Source organism: Roseovarius sp. MMSF_3350 (assembly GCF_030733425.1).
Taxonomy (GTDB): domain Bacteria; phylum Pseudomonadota; class Alphaproteobacteria; order Rhodobacterales; family Rhodobacteraceae; genus Roseovarius.
Map to the genome: position 1 here is coordinate 47,241 of NZ_JASHIZ010000011.1, position 18,463 is coordinate 65,703.

The 18,463-nt window shown below is 67.0% G+C and carries 16 protein-coding genes; 6 read left to right on the plus strand and 10 right to left on the minus strand.

Going from position 1 to position 18,463, the window contains the following annotated elements:
• Positions 1–101 precede the first annotated feature (101 nt).
• The 4 genes from RBB31_RS11830 to RBB31_RS11845 form a co-directional block, all read right to left on the minus strand.
• Positions 102–2,354: a xanthine dehydrogenase family protein molybdopterin-binding subunit gene (locus RBB31_RS11830; protein ID WP_306129503.1), complete on the minus strand. Its 2,253-nt coding sequence runs from the start codon at positions 2,352–2,354 to the stop codon at positions 102–104.
• A complete protein-coding gene (locus RBB31_RS11835) occupies positions 2,354–2,833 on the minus strand; it encodes a (2Fe-2S)-binding protein (RefSeq protein ID WP_306129504.1) in 480 nt (159 codons plus the stop codon). The genes RBB31_RS11830 and RBB31_RS11835 overlap by 1 nt, the downstream gene beginning before the upstream one ends.
• A gap of 6 nt (positions 2,834–2,839) precedes the next feature.
• Complete coding sequence (locus RBB31_RS11840) at positions 2,840–3,697, minus strand: xanthine dehydrogenase family protein subunit M (RefSeq protein WP_306129505.1); 858 nt, start codon at positions 3,695–3,697, stop codon at positions 2,840–2,842.
• Positions 3,698–3,849: 152 nt separating this feature from the next.
• On the minus strand, positions 3,850–4,728 hold the full coding sequence (locus tag RBB31_RS11845; RefSeq protein WP_306129506.1) for a LysR substrate-binding domain-containing protein: 879 nt from the start codon (positions 4,726–4,728) through the stop codon (positions 3,850–3,852).
• A gap of 91 nt (positions 4,729–4,819) precedes the next feature.
• On the opposite strand from RBB31_RS11845, the gene RBB31_RS11850 reads away from it, so the two are divergent.
• From RBB31_RS11850 to RBB31_RS11860, 3 genes are all read left to right on the plus strand, one after another.
• Positions 4,820–5,974, plus strand: a complete 1,155-nt coding sequence (locus RBB31_RS11850) for an aromatic ring-hydroxylating dioxygenase subunit alpha (RefSeq protein WP_306129507.1) — start codon at positions 4,820–4,822, stop codon at positions 5,972–5,974.
• Complete coding sequence (locus tag RBB31_RS11855) at positions 5,971–7,161, plus strand: aminomethyltransferase family protein (protein ID WP_306129508.1); 1,191 nt, start codon at positions 5,971–5,973, stop codon at positions 7,159–7,161. The genes RBB31_RS11850 and RBB31_RS11855 overlap by 4 nt, the downstream gene beginning before the upstream one ends.
• A 114-nt stretch (positions 7,162–7,275) precedes the next feature.
• Entirely contained in the window at positions 7,276–8,172 is an 897-nt protein-coding gene (locus RBB31_RS11860) for a DMT family transporter (RefSeq protein WP_306129509.1), read from the plus strand.
• Positions 8,173–8,177: 5 nt separating this feature from the next.
• Here the strand turns inward: RBB31_RS11860 and RBB31_RS11865 are convergent, their stop codons facing one another.
• Together RBB31_RS11865 and RBB31_RS11870 are read right to left on the minus strand one after the other, a co-directional pair.
• A complete protein-coding gene (locus tag RBB31_RS11865) occupies positions 8,178–8,945 on the minus strand; it encodes an SDR family NAD(P)-dependent oxidoreductase (protein WP_306129510.1) in 768 nt (255 codons plus the stop codon).
• A complete protein-coding gene (locus tag RBB31_RS11870) occupies positions 8,942–9,727 on the minus strand; it encodes an MBL fold metallo-hydrolase (protein ID WP_306129511.1) in 786 nt (261 codons plus the stop codon). The genes RBB31_RS11865 and RBB31_RS11870 overlap by 4 nt, the downstream gene beginning before the upstream one ends.
• Positions 9,728–9,899: 172 nt before the next feature.
• Here RBB31_RS11870 and RBB31_RS11875 point away from each other — a divergent pair, with 172 nt between their 5' ends.
• The 3 genes from RBB31_RS11875 (at position 9,900) to RBB31_RS11885 (ending at position 14,053) form a co-directional block, all read left to right on the plus strand.
• Entirely contained in the window at positions 9,900–10,832 is a 933-nt protein-coding gene (locus RBB31_RS11875; RefSeq protein WP_306129512.1) for an ABC transporter substrate-binding protein, read from the plus strand.
• 78 nt (positions 10,833–10,910) lie between these two features.
• On the plus strand, positions 10,911–11,993 hold the full coding sequence (locus tag RBB31_RS11880; RefSeq protein ID WP_306129513.1) for a glycine betaine/L-proline ABC transporter ATP-binding protein: 1,083 nt from the start codon (positions 10,911–10,913) through the stop codon (positions 11,991–11,993).
• Positions 11,990–14,053 (plus strand): ABC transporter permease subunit, encoded by a 2,064-nt coding sequence (locus RBB31_RS11885; RefSeq protein WP_306129514.1) that lies wholly within the window; start codon positions 11,990–11,992, stop codon positions 14,051–14,053. Before RBB31_RS11880 ends, RBB31_RS11885 begins: the two co-directional genes overlap by 4 nt.
• A gap of 37 nt (positions 14,054–14,090) precedes the next feature.
• On the opposite strand, the gene bchO is transcribed toward RBB31_RS11885, so the two are convergent.
• The 4 genes from bchO to crtA are packed head-to-tail and all read right to left on the minus strand — an operon-like array spanning position 14,091 to position 18,383.
• The gene (bchO, locus tag RBB31_RS11890; RefSeq protein ID WP_306129515.1) at positions 14,091–14,954 is read right to left on the minus strand and encodes an alpha/beta fold hydrolase BchO; all 864 of its coding nucleotides are present in this window, start codon (positions 14,952–14,954) and stop codon (positions 14,091–14,093) included.
• 5 nt (positions 14,955–14,959) lie between these two features.
• Entirely contained in the window at positions 14,960–16,630 is a 1,671-nt protein-coding gene (locus RBB31_RS11895; RefSeq protein WP_306129516.1) for a magnesium chelatase subunit D, read from the minus strand.
• The gene (bchI, locus tag RBB31_RS11900; RefSeq protein ID WP_306129517.1) at positions 16,627–17,631 is read right to left on the minus strand and encodes a magnesium chelatase ATPase subunit I; all 1,005 of its coding nucleotides are present in this window, start codon (positions 17,629–17,631) and stop codon (positions 16,627–16,629) included. Before bchI ends, RBB31_RS11895 begins: the two co-directional genes overlap by 4 nt.
• Positions 17,628–18,383, minus strand: a complete 756-nt coding sequence (crtA, locus tag RBB31_RS11905) for a spheroidene monooxygenase (RefSeq protein WP_306129518.1) — start codon at positions 18,381–18,383, stop codon at positions 17,628–17,630. Before crtA ends, bchI begins: the two co-directional genes overlap by 4 nt.
• Between the last annotated feature and the right edge of the window lie 80 nt (positions 18,384–18,463).

Sequence of the window (18,463 nt, forward strand, 5' to 3'; positions counted from 1 at the left end):
TTCAATCGCGTGTCGCGGGCCCGGCGTGGCGCGTGGGTTTTCACCCGCCCTACGGGTTCGTGAGAGAGGCCCCGGACCTTGTCCGGGGCCAGTCCCGAGGTCTATTTGTCGTGGATCGCCTTCAGCACCTTGGGCGGGGACATGGGCAGGTCGGTCATGCGCACGCCTGCCGCCGCCGAGACCGCGTTGGCGATGGCCGCCAGGGGCGGCACGATCGAGGTTTCGCCCACGCCACGCACGCCGTAGGGGTGGCCGGGGTTTGGGATTTCCAGGATCACCGCGTCGATCATCGGCAGGTCGGAGGCCACGGGAATGCGGTAGTCGAGGAAGCCCGCGTTCTGCAGGGTGCCGTCTTCGCCGTAGATGTATTCCTCGTTGAGCGCCCAGCCGATGCCTTGCGTGGCGCCGCCCTGGAACTGGCCTTCGACATAGTCGGGGTGCACCGCCTTGCCCGCGTCCTGGAAGACCGTGTAGCGCAGGATCTTCACCGCGCCGGTTTCGGGGTCCACCTCGGTGTCCACCATGTGGGTGGCGAAGCTGACGCCGGCGCCTTCGGGGTTGGCCTCGTGGTGGCCGGCAATGGGCCCGCCGGTGTTGGAGGCGATGGCGGCGATCTCGGCCAGGGTCATCGGGTCATGGCTGCCGGCGTTATGGCCGGTGGGGTGTACGGCCCCGTCGCGCCATTCCACCGCGTCCTCGTCGATGTCCCAGAGCTTGGCCACACGGCGGCACATCTCGCGCTTGGCGGCGCGGGCGGCCTCGATGGTGGCAAGGCCCACGGCGAAGGTCACGCGGGAGCCGTCGGTGACCTCGTTCTGGCCCAGGCTGCCGGTGTCGGCCACGATGGTGCGGACCTTGTTGTAGGGGATGCCGAGTTCCTCGGCCGCCATCATCGACATGGACGCGCGGGAGCCGCCGATATCGGGGTTGCCCTCGGAGACGGTCACCGTGCCGTCGGGCGTGATGTTGAGCGTGACGCAGGTGTCGCCGCCGAAGTTGAACCAGAAGCCGCAAGCGACGCCGCGCCCCTGGTTGGGGCCGAGGGGCGCCGTCCAGTGCGGGTGGTCCTTGGCGGTGCGCAGCGTCGCCTCGAGCCCGATGGCGGGGTAGGTGGGGCCGTAGGAGGCCTTGGTGCCCTCGCGCGCGGCGTTTTTCAGGCGCACTTCCAGCGGGTCGAGGTCGAGGCTCTTGGCCAGCTCGTCGATGGCGGATTCCACCGCGAAGGCGGCCATGGGTGCGCCGGGGGCGCGATAGGCGGCCTGTTTGGGGCGGTTGGTGACCACGTCCCAGCCGATGGTCTTGACGTTTTCCAGGTCATACGGCGCGAAGGCGGACATGGAGCCCATTTCCACCGGCGAGCCGGGATAGGCGCCGCCCTGGTAGCGCAGTTCGGCGAAGCCGGCGGTTATACGGCCGTCCTTGGTCATGCCGATGCGGATATCGACCGAGGAGGAGGCCGTGGGGCCGGTGGCGCGCAGCACTTCGGAGCGGGTCATCACCATCTTGACGGGCCGCGAGGATTTTCGGGCCAGCATCAGGGCCACGGGTTCGAGGAACACGGTGGTCTTGCCGCCGAAGCCGCCGCCGATTTCCGAGGCGGTGACGCGCAGCTGGCCTTGGTCCATACCCATGATCGCGGCGCAGGTGTTGCGGACCATGTAATGGCCTTGCGTGCAGCACCAGAGGTCGGCCTGGCCGTCCTGGCTCATCTGCGCGAGGCAGGCATGGGGTTCGATATAGCCCTGGTGCGTGGCCTCGGTGCGGTAGGACCGCTCGATGACCTCGTCGGCTTGCGAGAGGCCGGCGTCGATGTCGCCGTGGCCGAACTCGTACCGGGCCATGATGTTGGGCGACGCGCCGTCGGGCGCGGATTCGTCGGCGCGGCCCTCGTGCAGGACGGGGGCGCCGTCCTCGATGGCCTTGTCGACATCCGTCACGTGGTCCAGCACCTCGTAGTCGATCTTGATCGCCTTCAGCGCCTTCTTGGCGATGTGGCCCGAGCTGGCGGCGACGGCGGCGACGGCGTGGCCGTCATAGAGCGCCTTTTCGCCGGCCATGCAATTGTCGAGGATATCGGCGGTGGCGTCGTCATCGGTGATCGGCGCGAAATCGGCGCGGGTGACGACGGCGTGGACGCCCTCGATGGCCTCGGCCGCCGACGTGTCGATGGACTTGATCCGGGCGTGGGCGTGCGGGCTGCGCAGCACCTTGCCGATCAGCATCCCCGGCGCGGTGATGTCGGCGCCGAAGCGGGCCCTGCCGGTGACCTTGTCGATGCCGTCGGGGCGCAGGGGGCGCGTGCCGACGATCTTGAACTCTTGCGTGTCGAGGACCTGTTTGCTGTCGAGTGCCATCAGGATGCCTTTCTGAGGTCGGCGGCCGTGTCGAGCACGGCGCGGATGATCTTGTCATAGCCCGTGCAGCGGCAGAGGTTGCCGGCGAGCCAGTAGCGGGCCTCTTCCTCGGTCGGGTCGGGGTTTCTTTCCAGCAGCGACTTGGCGGCGACGAGGATGCCGGGCGTGCAGATGCCGCATTGCAGGGCGGCGTGTTCGATGAACTTCTGTTGCAGCGGATGCAACTGATCGCCGTCGGCCATGCCCTCGATGGTTTCGATCTTCGCGCCCTCGGCCTCGGCCCCCAGCATGAGGCAGGAGCAGACGAGGCGGCCGTTGACGGTGACCGAGCAGGCGCCGCAATCGCCGGTGCCGCAGCCTTCCTTGGAGCCGGTCATGCCGAGACGGTCGCGCAGGACGTCGAGCAGGGTTTCATCGGGCGCGCAGAGATATTCCGTAGGGTCGCCGTTGATGGTGGTGGAGACGTGAATGTTGCTCATGTCTGCTTATCCTTCTGCGCGGGTCTTGGCGATGGCGGCGGCGCGGCGCGCAAGCACGCCGGCCACGTGCGTGCGGAATTCGACCGTGCCGCGCTTGTCGGCGATGGGGGAGGCGGCGGCGGAGCAGGCCTTGGCCAGCGCATCCATCGCGGCCTCATCTAGCTTGGTGCCGATCAGGGCGTCGGCGGCGGCATCGACGATCATGACGGTCGGTCCGACGGCACCGAGCGAGACGCGAGCGGCGGTGCAGGTGCCGTCACCGTCCAGGGTGAGCGAGATCCCGCAGCCCACCACGGCGATGTCCATCTCGGTGCGGGGGATGAAGCGCAGATAGGCGTCTCCGGTGCGGTCCGCCTTGGCGGGCAGGAAGATCGAGGCGACGAATTCGCCCTTTTCCAGCGAGGTCTTGCCGGGGGCGGTAGGGATATCCTCGACCGGGACATCGCGAGTGCCCTTCGGGCCGGCGACGCGGGCCACGGCGCCGACGGCGACCATGGCGGGGACTGAATCTGCGGCCGGGGAGGCGTTGCAGAGGTTGCCGGCGAGCGTGCAGCGGCCCTGGATCTGGGTGGAGCCGATGAGGTCGGCGGCCTCGCAGACGCCAGGGTAGGCGGCCTTGAGCTCGGCATGCTCGTTCATTTCCGCCGAGGAGACCGCGGCGCCGATGCGCCAGCCGCCGTTCTCGGGCGTGATCCGGCGCAGATCTTCGATGCGCTTGATGTCGAGGAGGCTGTCGGGTTCGGCATCGCCGGAGCGCAGGCGGACGAGCAGGTCGGTGCCGCCGGCGAGCACGCGGCAGTCGCCGGGATCGCCGCTGAGCAACTGGATGGCGTCATCCAGCGTGGTTGGCGCGAGGTAGCGCATGAGGGACCTCTTGGCTTGGGGTGAGTCTGGTTGTCGGGGCATAGTTAAACAGGCGGCGCGAGACTTGCCAAGGCGGTGCGGTCGGCGCGGTCGGATTCGAGTGTTTTTCGCAAGAAAAGTTGAGGGTGGGGAAAGTAGCTGCGCGGGTTGCGTCAGGTCGCGGCGTCAAGGAGGCTTCGGGCCAGCTGCCGTGCCACGGGCTCTGCGCTGTCGCGCAGGATCAGGTAGTAGCCGAAAGGTGTGGTGACGGCATGGTCGATAGGGCGGACGAGGCGACCAGAGGTCAGGTCGTCGCCCAGTTGGCCCTCCCACGCGAGCGCCACGCCGAGGCCCGCGCGGGCGGCGTCGAGTTGGGCCATGTAGCTGTTGGTGCGCATCAGCGTGGTGGCGCGGGTGGGATCGAGGCCCGTTTCTGTCAGCCAGATGCCCCAGTTCATCCAGTTCCAGTGGGTGTAATCGAGATCGATGAGGGGCGCGGCAAGCAGATCTTCGGGTGTTTGCAGCGGGGCGCGAGACAGTAAATCCGGGGTGCAGACGGGAAAGACCGCGTCGTCGAAGAGGCGCGTCGCGGTGTAGCCGGGCCAGTTGCCGGCGCCGTGCAGGAGGGCAATGTCACTGGTCAGAAGCTCTGATTCCGTGTCGGACGCGATAAGATCGAGCATGAGCGGCGGGCTGTCTGCCAGGGCCGGGGCTAGGCGGGGGGTCAGCCAGAGTTGGGCCATCGAGGTATCCGCGCCGAGGCGCACGCGCGGGCGTCCGTCGCGCTGGCGCAGGGCGCGGGTGGCTGCCGTCATATGCTGAAGCGCGGCGCGGACGCCGATCAGCAGCTCGCGGCCCTCGGGCGTGAGGGTGATCGTGCGATGCCCGCGGATGAAAAGCGCGGTGTCGAGCAGGGCCTCGAGCTTGCGCACGCGTTGGGAGATGGCGGATTGGGTGACGGACAGTTCCTCGGCGGCGCGGGTGAAGCTGCCGAGGCGGGCGGCGGCCTCGAACGGTTCCATCAGATCGAGCGGGGGGAGGTGCGTTGGCATTAGGAAAACTTGGGCAAATTCATGAGAAAACAGCGTTTGTCATGATCCTCGGTAATGGTTGACACTGTCAACAGCCAGATGGGAGTGCGCCATGACCTTGCAGACGTTGAACCTGATGCCCGGAGACAAGCCGTTCCGGGCCGATCCGAAGAATTCCTATACCCTGCCCGCGCGGTTCTACCACGATGCGGAGATCTGGGCGGCGGAGAAGGACGCGATTTTCTACAGGACTTGGTATTACGCTGGACATGTGAGCCAGGTGGCGGAGCCGGGTCAGTTCCTGACAGTGAAGATCCACGAGCAGAACGTGTTTGTGGCCCGCAGCCGGACGGGGGAGCTGAACGCGTTCTTTAACGTGTGTCCGCACCGGGGGCATGAACTGGTCAGCGGGACGGGCAAGAAGAATGTGATCACCTGCCCCTATCATGCCTGGGCGTTCGATTTCGACGGCAACCTGCGCTCGGCGCGGAATACCGAGAATGTCGAGGGTTTCCGCAAGGAGGAGTTTTCGCTGAAGCCGGTGAAGGTGGAGGTGTTCTGCGGGCTTGTCCTCGTCAATCTGGATGAAAATGCGATACCTTTCGCCGAACAGATGGGCGAATTGGAGTCCGAGATCCGACATTATGTCCCTTCGGTCGACGATTTGCAGTTCGCGCAGCGCGACACCTACGCGGTCGAGGCGAACTGGAAAGTGCTGATGGACAACTTTCTGGAGTGCTATCACTGCGCGCCCGCGCACCACGATTTCGTCGATCTGGTGGACATGGACAGCTATCGCACGATCACCTGCGGGCTTTACTCCAGCCAGTGCGCCGGGCAGCCACGGACGATGAACGCGCGGGCCTACAAGTTCGAGGCGGGTGACGTGGATTTCGGGTACGCGGGTTGGTTCGTGTGGCCGAACTTCACCATCTGGGCCTATCCGGGCGAGGCGAACCTGTCGGTGTTGCAGATGAACCCGACGGCGCCGGAGCACTGCGTCGAGTATCAGGACTGGTTCGTAAGGGATGGCGAGGTCACGCAGCAGCTGCGCGATGCGATCAACTATCAGAAGGATGTGTTGCAGCCCGAGGATATCGGGTTGTGCGAGAGCGTGCAGAAGGGGCTGAAGTCCAGCGGGTACAACCAGGGGCGTTTCGTGGTGGACGAAGGGCTGACCGAGCTGAGCGAGCACGCGGTGCACCATTTCCAGAAGCTGGTGGCGGGGGCGCTGGGCGCGCGGCTGGACCCGGAGGCCGGCACATGATGGTTTCGAGCGACGGGCGGACCCGTGACCTGATCACCACGCGGCCCGGTGCGGGGTGGGATTTCAATCTTAACCGGCATGCGTATCACGAGATCGAGGCGCGGCACGGACCGCATTATTGCGTTTATAACCGGCGGCTGATGTGCGTGTACATGGACGACCTGCCGACCGACGAGGGCTATTGGCTGCTGAGGACTAAGGCGGCGTGCCTGCATACCGGCGAATGGCCGCTGGAGTTCAGGGGGCCGGATGCGGAGACGCTGATGAACCTATTGTTCGTCAACGATATTTCCAAGGTGAAGGTCGGGCGGTGCGGTTATGGCATTGCCTGTTTCGACCATGGCGGGCTGATCGTGGACGGGGTTTTCGTGCGGCTGGCCGAGGACCGGTTCTGGTACGCGCAGGCGGATGGGGATTTCGTGAACTGGGCGCGGGCGCACGCCAGGGGCATGGATGTGGAGATCCTGGACCCGGAGGTGAACGTGAGCCAGATCCAGGGGCCTCTGTCGATGGAGGTTTTGAAAGATGTGGCGAAGGATGGTATCCCCGAGCCGTTCGGATATTTCGGCAGTGCGTGGGTGGATTTCGGCGGGCAGACCGTTTTGATCACCCGGACCGGCTACACCAACGAGCTGGGCTGGGAGTTCTATACCGAGCCGCATCACGATGCCGCGGCCCTGTGGGCGCATCTGGAAAGGGCGGGGGAAACGTACGGGATGCGTATGTTCGGGCTGGATTCGATGAACATCCGGCGGATCGAGGCGGGGATCCTGAACGCCATCTCGGATTTCGACGAGACGACCACGCCTTACGACGTCGGGCTGGGCGGGTTCGTGGCCATGGACAAGGACGACTTCATCGGCAAGGCCGCGCTGGAGAAAGCCGACAAGGGCCAGCGTCTGCATGGCATCATCTGCCCTGAGGGTGAGCCGCGGGTGAATGGCCGCGTGGAGTGGAACGGCGAGGTTGCGGGCCGGGTGACGGCCGGGGCAACCTCGCCCTACCTGGGACACGGGATCGGATTTGCGCTGATGGACAGTACCGAGGCCGGGCCGGGAACCGAGCTGATGGTCGAGGGCAATGACGGACAGATGTATGCCGCGACGCTGGCCCGGACGCCGCTTTACGACAAGGCCTGCGAGATACCGCGTGGCAAGGTTGTGAATATCCCTGATCGCGCGGCCTGAGGCCGCTTTCGCGGCAGGAGCGGCGCCAAACGCGCAGGCGGGGCAGCGATGCCTTGCCTTTGTGCGTTGCAGGTGCCTGACTGGGGCCGGAACACGAGAAGAGGAGATGCGGCCTTGGCCGAGGGCAACAACAGGGCTGTTCTGACGGGACTTTTCGCGGGGCTGTGCTGGGGCATTTTCTGGTTGCCGTTGCGGATGATCGAGCAGGCGGGGCTGGATGCGCCCTGGGCGATGGTGGTGTTCATGAGCCTGCCCGCGCTGCTGAGCTTGCCGGCGGTCTGGGTGCTGCGGGCGGATTACGCGCAAGGGCTGCGGCCGCTTATGGGCGGAATCCTGGCGGGGGTCGCCTTTGCGCTTTATGCGGCAGGGCTGCTGTATACGGACGTGGTGCGCGCGGTGCTCTTGTTCTACATGACGCCGATTTGGGGGTTCTTGCTGGGCTGGATGTTCCTGGGCGACCGGATGACGTGGTTTCGGTGGCTTTCGATCTTTGTGGGGCTGGTCGGCCTGGTCGTGATCTTTGCCGACGACACTGGCGTGCCGCTTCCGCGCAACGCGGGCGACTGGTTTGGCCTGATTTCGGGGATGTTCTGGGCCGTGGGCTGTACGCTGATCCTGACGGAGCGGCGGGTGCGGATCCTGACCCATGCGGTGAACTTTCTGCTGGTGGGGGCGGTCGTGGCGCTGCTGGTGGCGGGGATCGCCACGGTGCAGGGGATCGCGCGCGCGCCGGACTGGCCCGAGGTTGCGGGACTGATGTGGTGGTTCGTCCCGGTGGCGGTGATCCTGATCCTGCCCAGTTCCTTTGCCACGATCTATGCGCCGTCGCGGCTGAACCCCGGGCTGGTGGGGCTGTTGTTCATGACCGAGGTCGCGGTGGCGACGGTGACGGCGGCGCTGTGGGCCGGGGAACGGTTCGGCCTGCGCGAGGCGGTGGGCCTGCCGCTGATCCTGTCGGCGGGGCTGATCGAGCCAGCGGTGATGGCGTGGCGGGCGAGGCGGCTGGCCTGACGCAGCTACCAGTGGGCACCGGCGTTGATCTGGATGTCTTCCATGGTCAGGCCAGGGGCGGCATCGGAACAGAGAAACGCGATGATGGCGGCGACCTCGTCGGGTTGGACGAGGCGGTTCTGCGGGTTGGCGCGGGCCAGGGCCGCGATCTCTTCGGCCTGTGTGGTGCCGTTCTGACTGGCGATGGTGGCGGCGGATGAGCGCAGCATTTCGGTTTCGACCCAGGTGGGGCTGACGGTGGTGCAGGTGACGCCGTGGGGCGCGCCCTCGAGCGCCACGGCGCGGGAGAGGCCGAGCACGCCGGACTTGGACGCGCAATAGGCCGGGTGGTCGGCGACCGCCGATGTAGCGGCGGTGGAGGCGATGTTGACGATCCGGCCCCAGCCCGACGCCATAATGTCGGGCAAAAGCGCGTGGATCATCAGGAAGGTGCCGGTGAGGTTGGTTTGTATCACGTCGTCCCAGGCGTCGAGGTCATGGTCGGAGACGGTCTGGTGGCGGGTGACGCCGGCGGCGTTGACCAGAATTTGCGGTGTGCCGAACTGGTTTTTGACGGAGGCGCAGAAGGCCGCGACCGAGCCGCGCTGGCGGACGTCGAGCGGGGCGACGAAAACATCCGCGCCGACGGTGTCGCGGGCCATATCCTGAAGCGATGTGTCGTCGCCGCGCCGGGCGCCGATGGCGATGGTATGCCCGGCCTCGTGCAGCAGGCGGGCGGTGGCGAGGCCGATTCCGGCCAGCCCGCCCGTGATGATGGCCGTGCGTTGGGTCACTGCGGCTTGCTCCTTGCAATCTTGTCGGCGAGCCATGCGTCGGCATCGCCCAAGCGGCGGCCACCGTCGCGGTATTCGTCGAGGATTTCAATCAGCTTGTCGCGCCCGAAGGATGTGAAGTGGCCGGCGTGGACGGTGGTGACGTCAAGCTCGCGCAGGCGGGCGTGGGACTCGGCCAGCTTGTCGGGGTCGGAATGGTCCATGTCGTCGATGAGGTCGCCGTCATAGACCACGTCGCCGCTGAAGAGGAGGCCCGTGGCGGACTCGAACAGGGCGATGGAGCCGGGGCTGTGGCCAGGCAGGTGGAAGACGGTGAAGGCACGGTCGCCGAGATCGACCACGTCGCCTTCATCCAGCAGGGCGGAGAGGGGCGCGGGCGTTACCGTGTACTGTTCGTAGGAGAAGCCCTCGAACGGCAGGGCGGTGAAGGTCTCGGCCCGGACGAAGCCCGCGTCGGCGTAGGTGTTGGACGGTGTCGGGTTGGCGAGGATGTCGGATTCCGCAAGGTGGCCGCAACGGTGGTCAAACTCGTGCAACCCGCCGGAATGATCGAAATGCGTATGGGTGACAATGGCGCTGAGGGGGCGCTCGGTCAGCTGCGCCAGCTCGCGCGTCATGGGGCGCAGGCCCATGCCGGTGTCGATCACGAGATCGCGGTCGCGTCCTTGGATATGCCAGATATTGCAGCGCAACCATGGCGCGACATGCGGTTCCCATATGAGCGTGACGCCATCGCCCATGTCTCTGGTCTGAAACCACTTTTCGGCAATTTTCAACGGCACGGCATCCTCCCTTTCGCAATGCTCATGAAACCGGCAGCCGCGCCGCGGCCGCCCGTTCAGGAGCCTTGGTTTTATCACCGCATTGGTCAACGTACATTTCTGCTTGGGTCCACGTTGCGGACGTCGCATGATGGCGACCATGATCTGCATCAATAAAAACAGGGAGAGAACGATGAAGATGAATTCTGTCTTGTGGGCCGCGAGCCTTTCGCTGGCCGGGGCCGGGGTGGCGCAAGCCGAGACGGTCCGGATCCCGATCAACGAATGGACTGGTCAGCATATCTCGGCACATATCACCGGCACGCTGCTGGAAAAGGCCGGACATGACGTGGAATACGTGACCGCGGGCGCGGTGCCGCAATTCGCCGCCATCGCCAATGGCGATCTGCACTTGCAGCCCGAGGTCTGGACCAACAACGTGGGCGACATCTATCCCAAGGCGGTGGAATCGGGCGACATCACCGTGGTGGGGCAGCTGGGCCTGCAACCGCAGGAAGGCTGGATCTATCCGCCCTACATGAAGGAACAGTGTCCGGGTCTGCCGGATTACGAGGCGCTGTATGACTGCGCGCAGGCGTTTGCCGCCGCCGACACCTTTCCCAAGGGCCGGCTGATCACCTATCCCGCCGACTGGGGCACCCGGTCCAAGGACGTGGTTGCGATGATCGACATGCCGTTCGAACCGGTCGCGGGCGGATCGGAAGGGGCGATGATCGCCGAGCTGAAATCGGCGGTGGCGACGCAGGATCCGATCCTGATGATGTTCTGGCAGCCGCACTGGCTGTTTGCCGACATGGAGATGGAATGGGTCCAGTGGGACGCGGCCGACGGGGAATGCGTCGAGGAAGAGGGGCAGGAACGCGGGTCGGCCTGCGGCTTTCAGCAGGCCTCGATCGACAAGATCATCAATGCCGAGTTCGCCGAGGCGAACCCCGGCGTGGCGGCGGTGTTCGAGCAGATCTCGATCGACAACGAGGTGCAGAACGCGCTGATGCTGGAGATCGACCAGAAGGGCCGGGACCTGGAAGAAGTGGTGGCCGAATGGATCGACGCCAATGAAGAGACCTGGGCTCCCTGGGTCGAGGCCGGAAAGGCCGCGCAGTAGGGTGCGGCGGGACGCACCGGAAAGGCCGGGGGTTCTGACGCCCGGCCTTTCCGGTTTCCCAGCGGGGACAGGGGCAGCATGAGCGACACGCGCGAGGGCGATGGCGCCGGGACGGACCAGCCGAGGCTGTCCTGCCGCCACATCTGGAAAGTCTACGGCAAGAAACCGGAGCAGTATTTTCCCGGCGGCGAGCCGGCGGAAGAGACGCCGGCGCTGGCCGGGCGCATCCGCGAGGATGGCGCCATTCCTGCCGCCGCCGATGTGAGCTTTGACGTGGCGGTGGGCGAGATTTTCGTGATCATGGGCCTGTCGGGGTCGGGCAAGTCGACGGTGGTGCGCTGCCTGTCGCGGCTGGTGGAGCCGACCCATGGCGAGATCCTGTTGGACGGCGAGGACCTGCGCGCGAAATCCGACAAGGAGATGATCGAGGTGCGCCGCCACCAGATCGGCATGGTGTTCCAGAATTTCGGCCTGATGCCGCATCTGAGCGTGTGGGAGAACATCGCCTTTCCGCTGAGCTTGCAAGGCGCGGCGCAGGACCATACCCGCAAGCGGGTGGGGCAGGTGATCGGGCTGGTGGGGCTGGAAGGGCGCGAGAAGAGCTATCCGCACCAGCTGTCGGGCGGGCAGCAGCAGCGGGTGGGGATCGCGCGGTCGCTGGCCGTGGACCCGGATCTTTGGCTGCTGGACGAGCCGTTTTCGGCGCTCGATCCGTTGATCCGGCGGCAGATGCAGGACGAGTTCCTGCGGATTCAGAACGATCTGCACAAGTCGATCGTGTTCATCACGCATGATTTCTTGGAGGCGCTGCGGGTGGCAGACCGGATGATGATCATGCGCGGCGGGCGCGTGGTCCAGACCGGCACGCCAGCGCAATTGATCACCAATCCGGCGGATGACTATGTGGCCGAGTTCACCAATGACGTGCCGATGGTCCGCGTGCTGCGCGCCCATGAGGTGACGGACCCCGATGCCGGATCCGCCGAGGGGCGCGAGCGGGTGTCGGGGGGGCTGTCCGTCGAGGCGCTGTTGCCGATGCTGTCGGCGCATCCCGAGGGGCTGGCGGTGGAGCAGGGCGGCACGGTGACCGGCGTGGTCACGGCGCAAAGCGTGGTCCGGGCGCTGGCACGACTGTCGGACGCGGAGGAGGCCCGGGCATGAGCGGAGACCGCACGCACTGGGCGTGGTTCGCGCTGATAGGCCTGACTCTGGTGGCGCTGGGCTTTCGCGACCGGCTGGGCTGGCTAATGGAGTTTCCCGAGGCGTGGGAATGGCCGATGACCGAGTGGTTGAATACCGCGATGGGCTGGTTGGTCGATACGGCAGGGCCGGCATTTCGCGCGTTTTCGGACGTGATGGACCATCCCATGTCGTGGGTGCGCGGCCTGCTGCACTGGATGCCCTGGGCGCTGACGGTGGGATTGCTGGTGATCGCGTCCTTCGCGGTGTCGGGCTGGAAGCTGGCCGTGTTCACGTTTCTGGCGATGTTCTACATGGTCGTGATCGGGTACTGGCACGAGTCGATGAACTCGCTGGCGCTGGTCATGGTATCGGTGCCGCTGGCGGTGGCGATCGGGTTCTGCGTGGGGACCTGGGCGTTCTATTCCGACCGGGCCGAGCGGGTCATCACGCCCACGATGGACACGTTGCAGACGATCCCGGTCTTTGCCTATCTCTTGCCGATCCTGCTCCTCTTTGGTTTCGGGCCGGTTGTGGGGCTGATCGCCTCGGTTCTTTACGCGGTGCCACCGATGGTGCGGAACACGACGCTTGGGCTGGCCCGTGTCGACGAAGAGGTGATCGAGGCGGGCATGATGGCGGGGGCCACGGCGGGCCAGATGTTCTGGCGGGTGCGGGTGCCGAGCGCGCTGCGCCAGATCCTGCTGGGGGTGAACCAGACGATGCTGGCGGCGTTTTCGATGATCATCATCGCGTCGATCATCGGGGGGACGTCGGATATCGGGTGGGAGGTGTTGACCCATATCCGCAAGGCGAACGTAGCCGAGGCGATCCTGGCGGGCGTGGTGATCGCGCTGATGGCGATGGTCATGGACCGGATCACGGCGCGGGCCGCGATGGGGCGGTCGCCGGACGCAGGCGAGGACGAGAGTTTCATTGCCCGCTATCGCTACTGGATCGTGGCGGCGGTGTTCACGGGCGTGATGCTGGTTCTGGCGCGGGTTTTTCCGTTCCTGCAGGAGTATCCGCGGGCCTGGGAGCTCTACCCGGCGGACGCGATGAACGATGCGTTCAACTGGCTGCTGGTGGAATACGCGGGCGCGATCAAGGCGATCAAGACGACGGCGCTGTTTTACCTGATGCTGCCGGTGAAGATGGGGCTGGAGCAAACGGTCAGCCCGTTCTCCTGGGGGTTCGAGTTCACCCTGCCGATGAAGATCGGCTACGCCGTGGCGATGGCGGCGTTGGCCGGGTGGTTGCTGGTGCGGCGGCAGATGCGGGCGGCCATCGGTGTCGCGCTGCTGGCGATGCTGCTTTATTTCGGGATCACGGGCCTGCCGTGGCTGTCGATCGCCGGAGTGATGGTGTTGCTGGCGTGGCAGGCGGGCGGGCGGCGGCTGGCGATTGGCACGGCGCTGGGGCTGTCCTTCCTGATGCTGGCGGGGGTCTGGGCCGAGGCGACGATTTCGTTCTACCTGTGCGGGCTGGCGGTGGCGCTGTCGTTTTTGCTGGGCACGACGCTGGGAGTGATCGCGTCGGAGAACGATGCGGTGTCGGCCTTTCTGCGGCCCATAAGCGACACGTTGCAGACGATGCCGCTGTTCGTGATCCTGATCCCCTTCGTGATGTTCTTCAAGCTGGGAGATTTCACGGCGCTGCTGGCGATCATGGCCTATGCCATCGTGCCGGCGATACGCTATGCCGAGCACGGGTTGCGCGGCGTCAGCCCGGAGGTGATCGAGGCGGCCAAGGCTTGTGGGTCGACCCGGTGGCAGATGCTGTGGCGGGTGCGGTTGCCGCTGGCTTTGCCGCAACTGTTGTTGGGATTGAACCAGACGATCATGTTCGGGGTCGCGATGCTGGTGATCACGGCGCTGGTCGGCACGAGCGATTTGGGCCAGGAGATCTATATCGGCCTCAACAACGGGGATTTCGGCGTGGGGATGATTGCCGGGATCGGGATGGCGACGCTGGCGATGATCGCGGACCGGATGACGCGGGGCTACAGCCGGAAGGGGCAAAAGGCGCTCGGGCAGGGGTGAGGCCAAAAGCTTTGAGAAAGCTTTTGGCAAATCTTTTCTAAAAAGATTTGCCCTGGAGCCAATCCAGCATGATGTCGCAAAGGCGGCCGGGGGCTTCCTCGTGGGCGAGGTGGCCCAGGCCCTCCAGCGTGATCCGCTCAGCATGGGGCAAAAGTGCGGCGGCGCGGTCCGACACCTGTGGCGACACGGCTGTGTCGCGGTCGCCGGTGATCAGCAGCACGTCACTTTCGATTTCGGGCAGGCGGTCGAGCAACGCGTCGGTGCTCCAGCGGGACATCATCTGCAACGTGCCGTCCACATGGGCGCGGTCGGCGAGGAGGCGGCTGTAATAGCCGAGCCCCTCTTCGGAGAGTGTGGAGCCGGTGGCGCGGATGACGTTGCGGGCGCGGTTCGGGCGGGCGCCGCCGGCCGAGAAGGCGATGGCGGTGAGCGGGTTCAGCGCCAGCAGCTTGGCCAGCATCGGGAATATCCAGCCCGCCATGCCCTCGAACCGGTCGAGTGCGGCGTTGAGGCCGATGACCGCGGGGGCGCCGGGCAGGCGCGTGCCGAGGTCGAGAGCGACGGCGGCACCGGCGGAGTGGCCGATGAGCGCTATCGGCTGCCAGTTCCGGTCGGCGCAGAGGGCGGCGATATCTTCCGCGGTGGTGGCGAGACCGAGGCGCGAAACGCTGCCCGCACGGGTGAAGCCGTGGCCGGGCAGGTCGAGGGCGACGACGTGGTGATGTTCAGACAAGCGCGGGATGAGTTCGCGCCATGTGTGCGTGCTGGCGCCCGCGCCGTGCAGCAGCAGGAGCGTGGGGCCGGTGCCCCATTCCTGCACATGCCAGTCGTGCGGGCGGTGGCGGACGCGGCGCGAGGCGTCGGCGTGGGGCCAGTCGGGCAGGTCGCGAGCCCAGTCCATGGCACTCAGGCTCCGAGCGCCGTGGTGACGGCGGTGCTGATCCCGTGGGCGTCGGCACGGGGCAGGGCGAGGTAGCGCGCGCCGAGCGCGGCGGCGATGGTGCGGGCCGTGTCGGTGGGGCGGTTGGAGGTGTCGACGAGGACGCCGGACAGGCGCTGGGCGCGCAGGCTGGCGGCGATGCGGGTGGCGTCGTCGTTCGCGGTGACGCGGTCGGGGTCGCCGGTGAGCGGGATGTTGGCGCGGCCATCGGTCAGGAGGACAAGCATAGGGGTGAGGCCGCGGCCCCGGGCCAGTTGGGCGAGGTCTCCGGCGGCCATCAGGCCGGAGGCCAACGGCGTGCCGCCGCCGCCGGGCAGCGAGGCGAGGCGGCGCTTGGCCTGCACCAGCGAGCGGGTGGGCGGCAGGAGCGTCTCCGTTCCGGTGCCGCGAAAAGCCAGCAGCGCGACCTGGTCGCGGCGGGCATAGGCCTGGGCCAGCATGAGTTCGACCGCGCCTTTCGCTTCGGCCAGCCGGGCGACGGCGGCGGAGCCGGACGCATCGACGGTGAAGATGAGCAGGCGGTCGGAGCGGTCCTCGAACCGCTTGATGCGGATGTCCGAGGGCAGGATCACAAGCTCGCGGTCGGCGTTGCGCCCGGTGCGGCGCAGGATCTGCCAGGGGGCGGCGGCGCGGAGCGTTGCGATGGGGTCGATCCGGGCCTCGGCCGAGGGGCGGCCCGGGCGCGACGGCAGGGGGCGGCCCCGGCGATTACCGCGGCGGCGGTCGCCCGCGCCGCTGCCCGCCGCATTGGCGGGGCGGGTAAACTTGGCGGCGAGGCGGTCGAGGATGTCGGACGGCAGGAGTGCTGCAATCGCGGAGACGAGGATGTCGTCGGGCAGGTCGGTAAGGGACTGCTCGCCGGATTCCGCCGCGTTGTCGGCCTGGTCCGGTTCGGGCGCGTCGGGCGGCGTTTGGCCCTCGGCCTTGGAGGGCATCATGGTGGCACGGGAGGGGTAGACCAGTTCGGTGGCTTCCTGGAGGTGGCCGCGGGTAATCGTCATCTCGGCATCGAGCGCGGCGAGAGCGCGGGCGGCGCGCAGGGCGAGGCTGGGCGCGCGCAGGCTGTGAATGACGAAGCGGGCAGCGAGGGTGACAAGCAGCGGCAGGGCGTCGTTGGGGACCTGTACGGCGGCCAAGCGCTCGCGGGCCGCGTCGAGTTCGGCGGCGGCTGGCAATCGGACAGGGGTGGCGGCCTCTGGCGGCTCGATATGAAAGGCGAGGCGGTCAAGCAGCGCTTGCGGCGCGCCTTCGTCCGCGCTGGCGGCCTCGTCGAGCAGGATTAGGGCGTGGCCGTGATCCGCGTCGAGGAGTTGGGCGAGGCGGGCGGCGAGGCCGGGGGGCGTGCGCTCGGCCATGGTGAAGGTGAGCGTGGCAGGAAGGTAGGCAAGGCCGGGCGCGCGGACGGGGCGGCCTTCGGCCAGCGAGGCAGCGATGTTGAGACCGCCGAACAACTGGTCGTCGGTGATGGCGGGGTGGATGCGGTGCTGCGGGCCGGGAAGTTTGCGCAGGGCGGTCTCGAACGCCTGCCGGGCGGGGCCCATGCGGGCGCGGAACGTCAGGCCCTTGAGGCCGCCCGGGTCCACGGCCAGAGCCGCGAGGGCGCGCTGGGTGCGGGCGGTGTCGGCCCCGTCTGTCATCCGAAGGTTTCGGCGACGGTGCGGGTGACGCGGGTGGTGGAGCCGGCCTCGTCCAGCGGGTCGCGGCGCAGGCGGTGGCTGAGCGCGAGGGGGGCGACGGTGGCGAGGTGGTCGCGGGAGATGGCCTTGTCGCCTTGATAGGCGGCGAGGGCGCGGGCGGCGCGGAGCAGGGTCAACTCGCCGCGCAGGCCGTCGGCGCCGAGGGCCACGGCGAGGGCGGCGCAGTCGCGCAGTATGGTGTCTGTCGCGTCGAGTTCGCGGAGTGCTTTGCGGCCGGCGAGGATGGCGTCGCGGATTTTTGCGTCCTCGGGTTGCCACTTGGCGGTGAAGGCCTCGGAGTTCATGTCAAAGGCGTCGCGGCGGCGGACGACCTCGATCCGCTCGTCGATATCGGTGGGGGAGGTGACCTCGACCGAGAGGCCGAAGCGGTCGAGAAGCTGCGGGCGCAACTCGCCCTCTTCGGGATTGCCGGAGCCCACGAGCACGAAGCGGGCGGGGTGGCGGATGGAGAGGCCTTCGCGCTCGACCGCGTTGACGCCGGACTGGGCGACGTCGAGCAGGAGGTCGACGATGTGATCCTCCAGCAGGTTGACCTCGTCGATATAGAGATAGCCACGGTTGGCGCGGGCCAGAAGGCCCGGCTCGAACGCCTTTTCGCCGCGGGTCAAGGCACGTTCGATATCGAGCGCACCGGTGACGCGGTCCTCGGTGACGCCCAGGGGCAGGTCGACGACGGGGGTGGGGCGTTCCACCAGATCGGTGTCGGGGACGGTGGCCCAGTCGGGGCAGTCCTCGGGGCGCTCGGAATTGACCGGACAGCCCTTTACGGCGGTGATCGGCGGCAGGAGCGCGGCGAGGGCGCGGACGGCGGTGGACTTGCCGGTGCCACGGTCGCCGAAAACCAGAACGCCGCCCAGTCCCGGGTCGATGGCCGTCAGGATCAACGCTTGTTTCATGGTGTCCTGTCCGACGATGGCGGAGAACGGAAAGGCGAGGCTCATGCGCCGACCCCCAGGTGTTTAAGTGGCTTGGCACCCTGCCACGTGCCGCATTCGGCAACGATGTTGAAGCGGGCGTAGAGTTCTTCTCGAAACCAGTCGCCGTCGCGCACGGCCTTGATCGCGCGGGCGTGGGGGCCGTCGTGGCGGGCGAAGGCGGCCATGTCCGCCGTGTCGGGCCAGACGGAGAAGGTGACCTGGTGCAGAAGCGGCAGCTCGCCGATGCCGATCTTGAAGGCGACGTTGGGGTCGGCGCCGATGACGGTGCTGATGTCGGGCACGCGGCGCCAGAATTTCAACGCGACAAGGGGCTTGATCGTGGCGCGGGTGAGGGCTGCGACGGGGCCGGTGCCGGCTGTTCCTTCGGGTTCGAAAGGGGTCGTACCGGACCATGCACCGCGCACGGAAGTGGTCTGCATGAAGAGCGTGTAGCATTCGAAGGCACGCCGGGCGTAGCGCCGGAATATCGGGGCCTCGGCGGTCTGACGCTGCGCGGTGGCGAGATCGGGCCAGGTGGCGAGAATGGCATAGACGCCGGTGTTGGGTTTCGGCGTGAAGCCCTCGCCGGTGCCCGAGCCGCAGAGCTTCCAGAAGCCGATGCCGGGGACGCGGGCCAAAGCGGGACGGGCAAGGCCCATCATGGCGAAGGCCCAAAGCCTTGAGAGGCCCGGCGCGAAGCGGAAAAAGCTGAGGCTGACGATTTGGATGACCCTGTCCCCCCTTCGGCCAACGAGAGCGTCGGCAGTCCCATTCATGCCAATCGCGACGTCCGGTTGTCCAGCGCGTTCCGGCCCATAAAAGAACTTCACTCGGCGATTGTCAACTTAACTTGACA

What these genes read in the sequence shown, in the direction of transcription:
- RBB31_RS11830 (WP_306129503.1), bottom strand. Translation starts at nt 2,354, where the DNA reads ATGGCACTCGACAGCAAACAGGTCCTCGACACGCAAGAGTTCAAGATC.
- RBB31_RS11835 (WP_306129504.1), bottom strand. Translation starts at nt 2,833, where the DNA reads ATGAGCAACATTCACGTCTCCACCACCATCAACGGCGACCCTACGGAA.
- RBB31_RS11840 (WP_306129505.1), bottom strand. Translation starts at nt 3,697, where the DNA reads ATGCGCTACCTCGCGCCAACCACGCTGGATGACGCCATCCAGTTGCTC.
- RBB31_RS11845 (WP_306129506.1), bottom strand. Translation starts at nt 4,728, where the DNA reads ATGCCAACGCACCTCCCCCCGCTCGATCTGATGGAACCGTTCGAGGCC.
- RBB31_RS11850 (WP_306129507.1), top strand. Translation starts at nt 4,820, where the DNA reads ATGACCTTGCAGACGTTGAACCTGATGCCCGGAGACAAGCCGTTCCGG.
- RBB31_RS11855 (WP_306129508.1), top strand. Translation starts at nt 5,971, where the DNA reads ATGATGGTTTCGAGCGACGGGCGGACCCGTGACCTGATCACCACGCGG.
- RBB31_RS11875 (WP_306129512.1), top strand. Translation starts at nt 9,900, where the DNA reads ATGAAGATGAATTCTGTCTTGTGGGCCGCGAGCCTTTCGCTGGCCGGG.
- RBB31_RS11880 (WP_306129513.1), top strand. Translation starts at nt 10,911, where the DNA reads ATGAGCGACACGCGCGAGGGCGATGGCGCCGGGACGGACCAGCCGAGG.
- RBB31_RS11885 (WP_306129514.1), top strand. Translation starts at nt 11,990, where the DNA reads ATGAGCGGAGACCGCACGCACTGGGCGTGGTTCGCGCTGATAGGCCTG.
- bchO (WP_306129515.1), bottom strand. Translation starts at nt 14,954, where the DNA reads ATGGACTGGGCTCGCGACCTGCCCGACTGGCCCCACGCCGACGCCTCG.
- RBB31_RS11895 (WP_306129516.1), bottom strand. Translation starts at nt 16,630, where the DNA reads ATGACAGACGGGGCCGACACCGCCCGCACCCAGCGCGCCCTCGCGGCT.
- bchI (WP_306129517.1), bottom strand. Translation starts at nt 17,631, where the DNA reads ATGAGCCTCGCCTTTCCGTTCTCCGCCATCGTCGGACAGGACACCATG.
- crtA (WP_306129518.1), bottom strand. Translation starts at nt 18,383, where the DNA reads ATGAATGGGACTGCCGACGCTCTCGTTGGCCGAAGGGGGGACAGGGTC.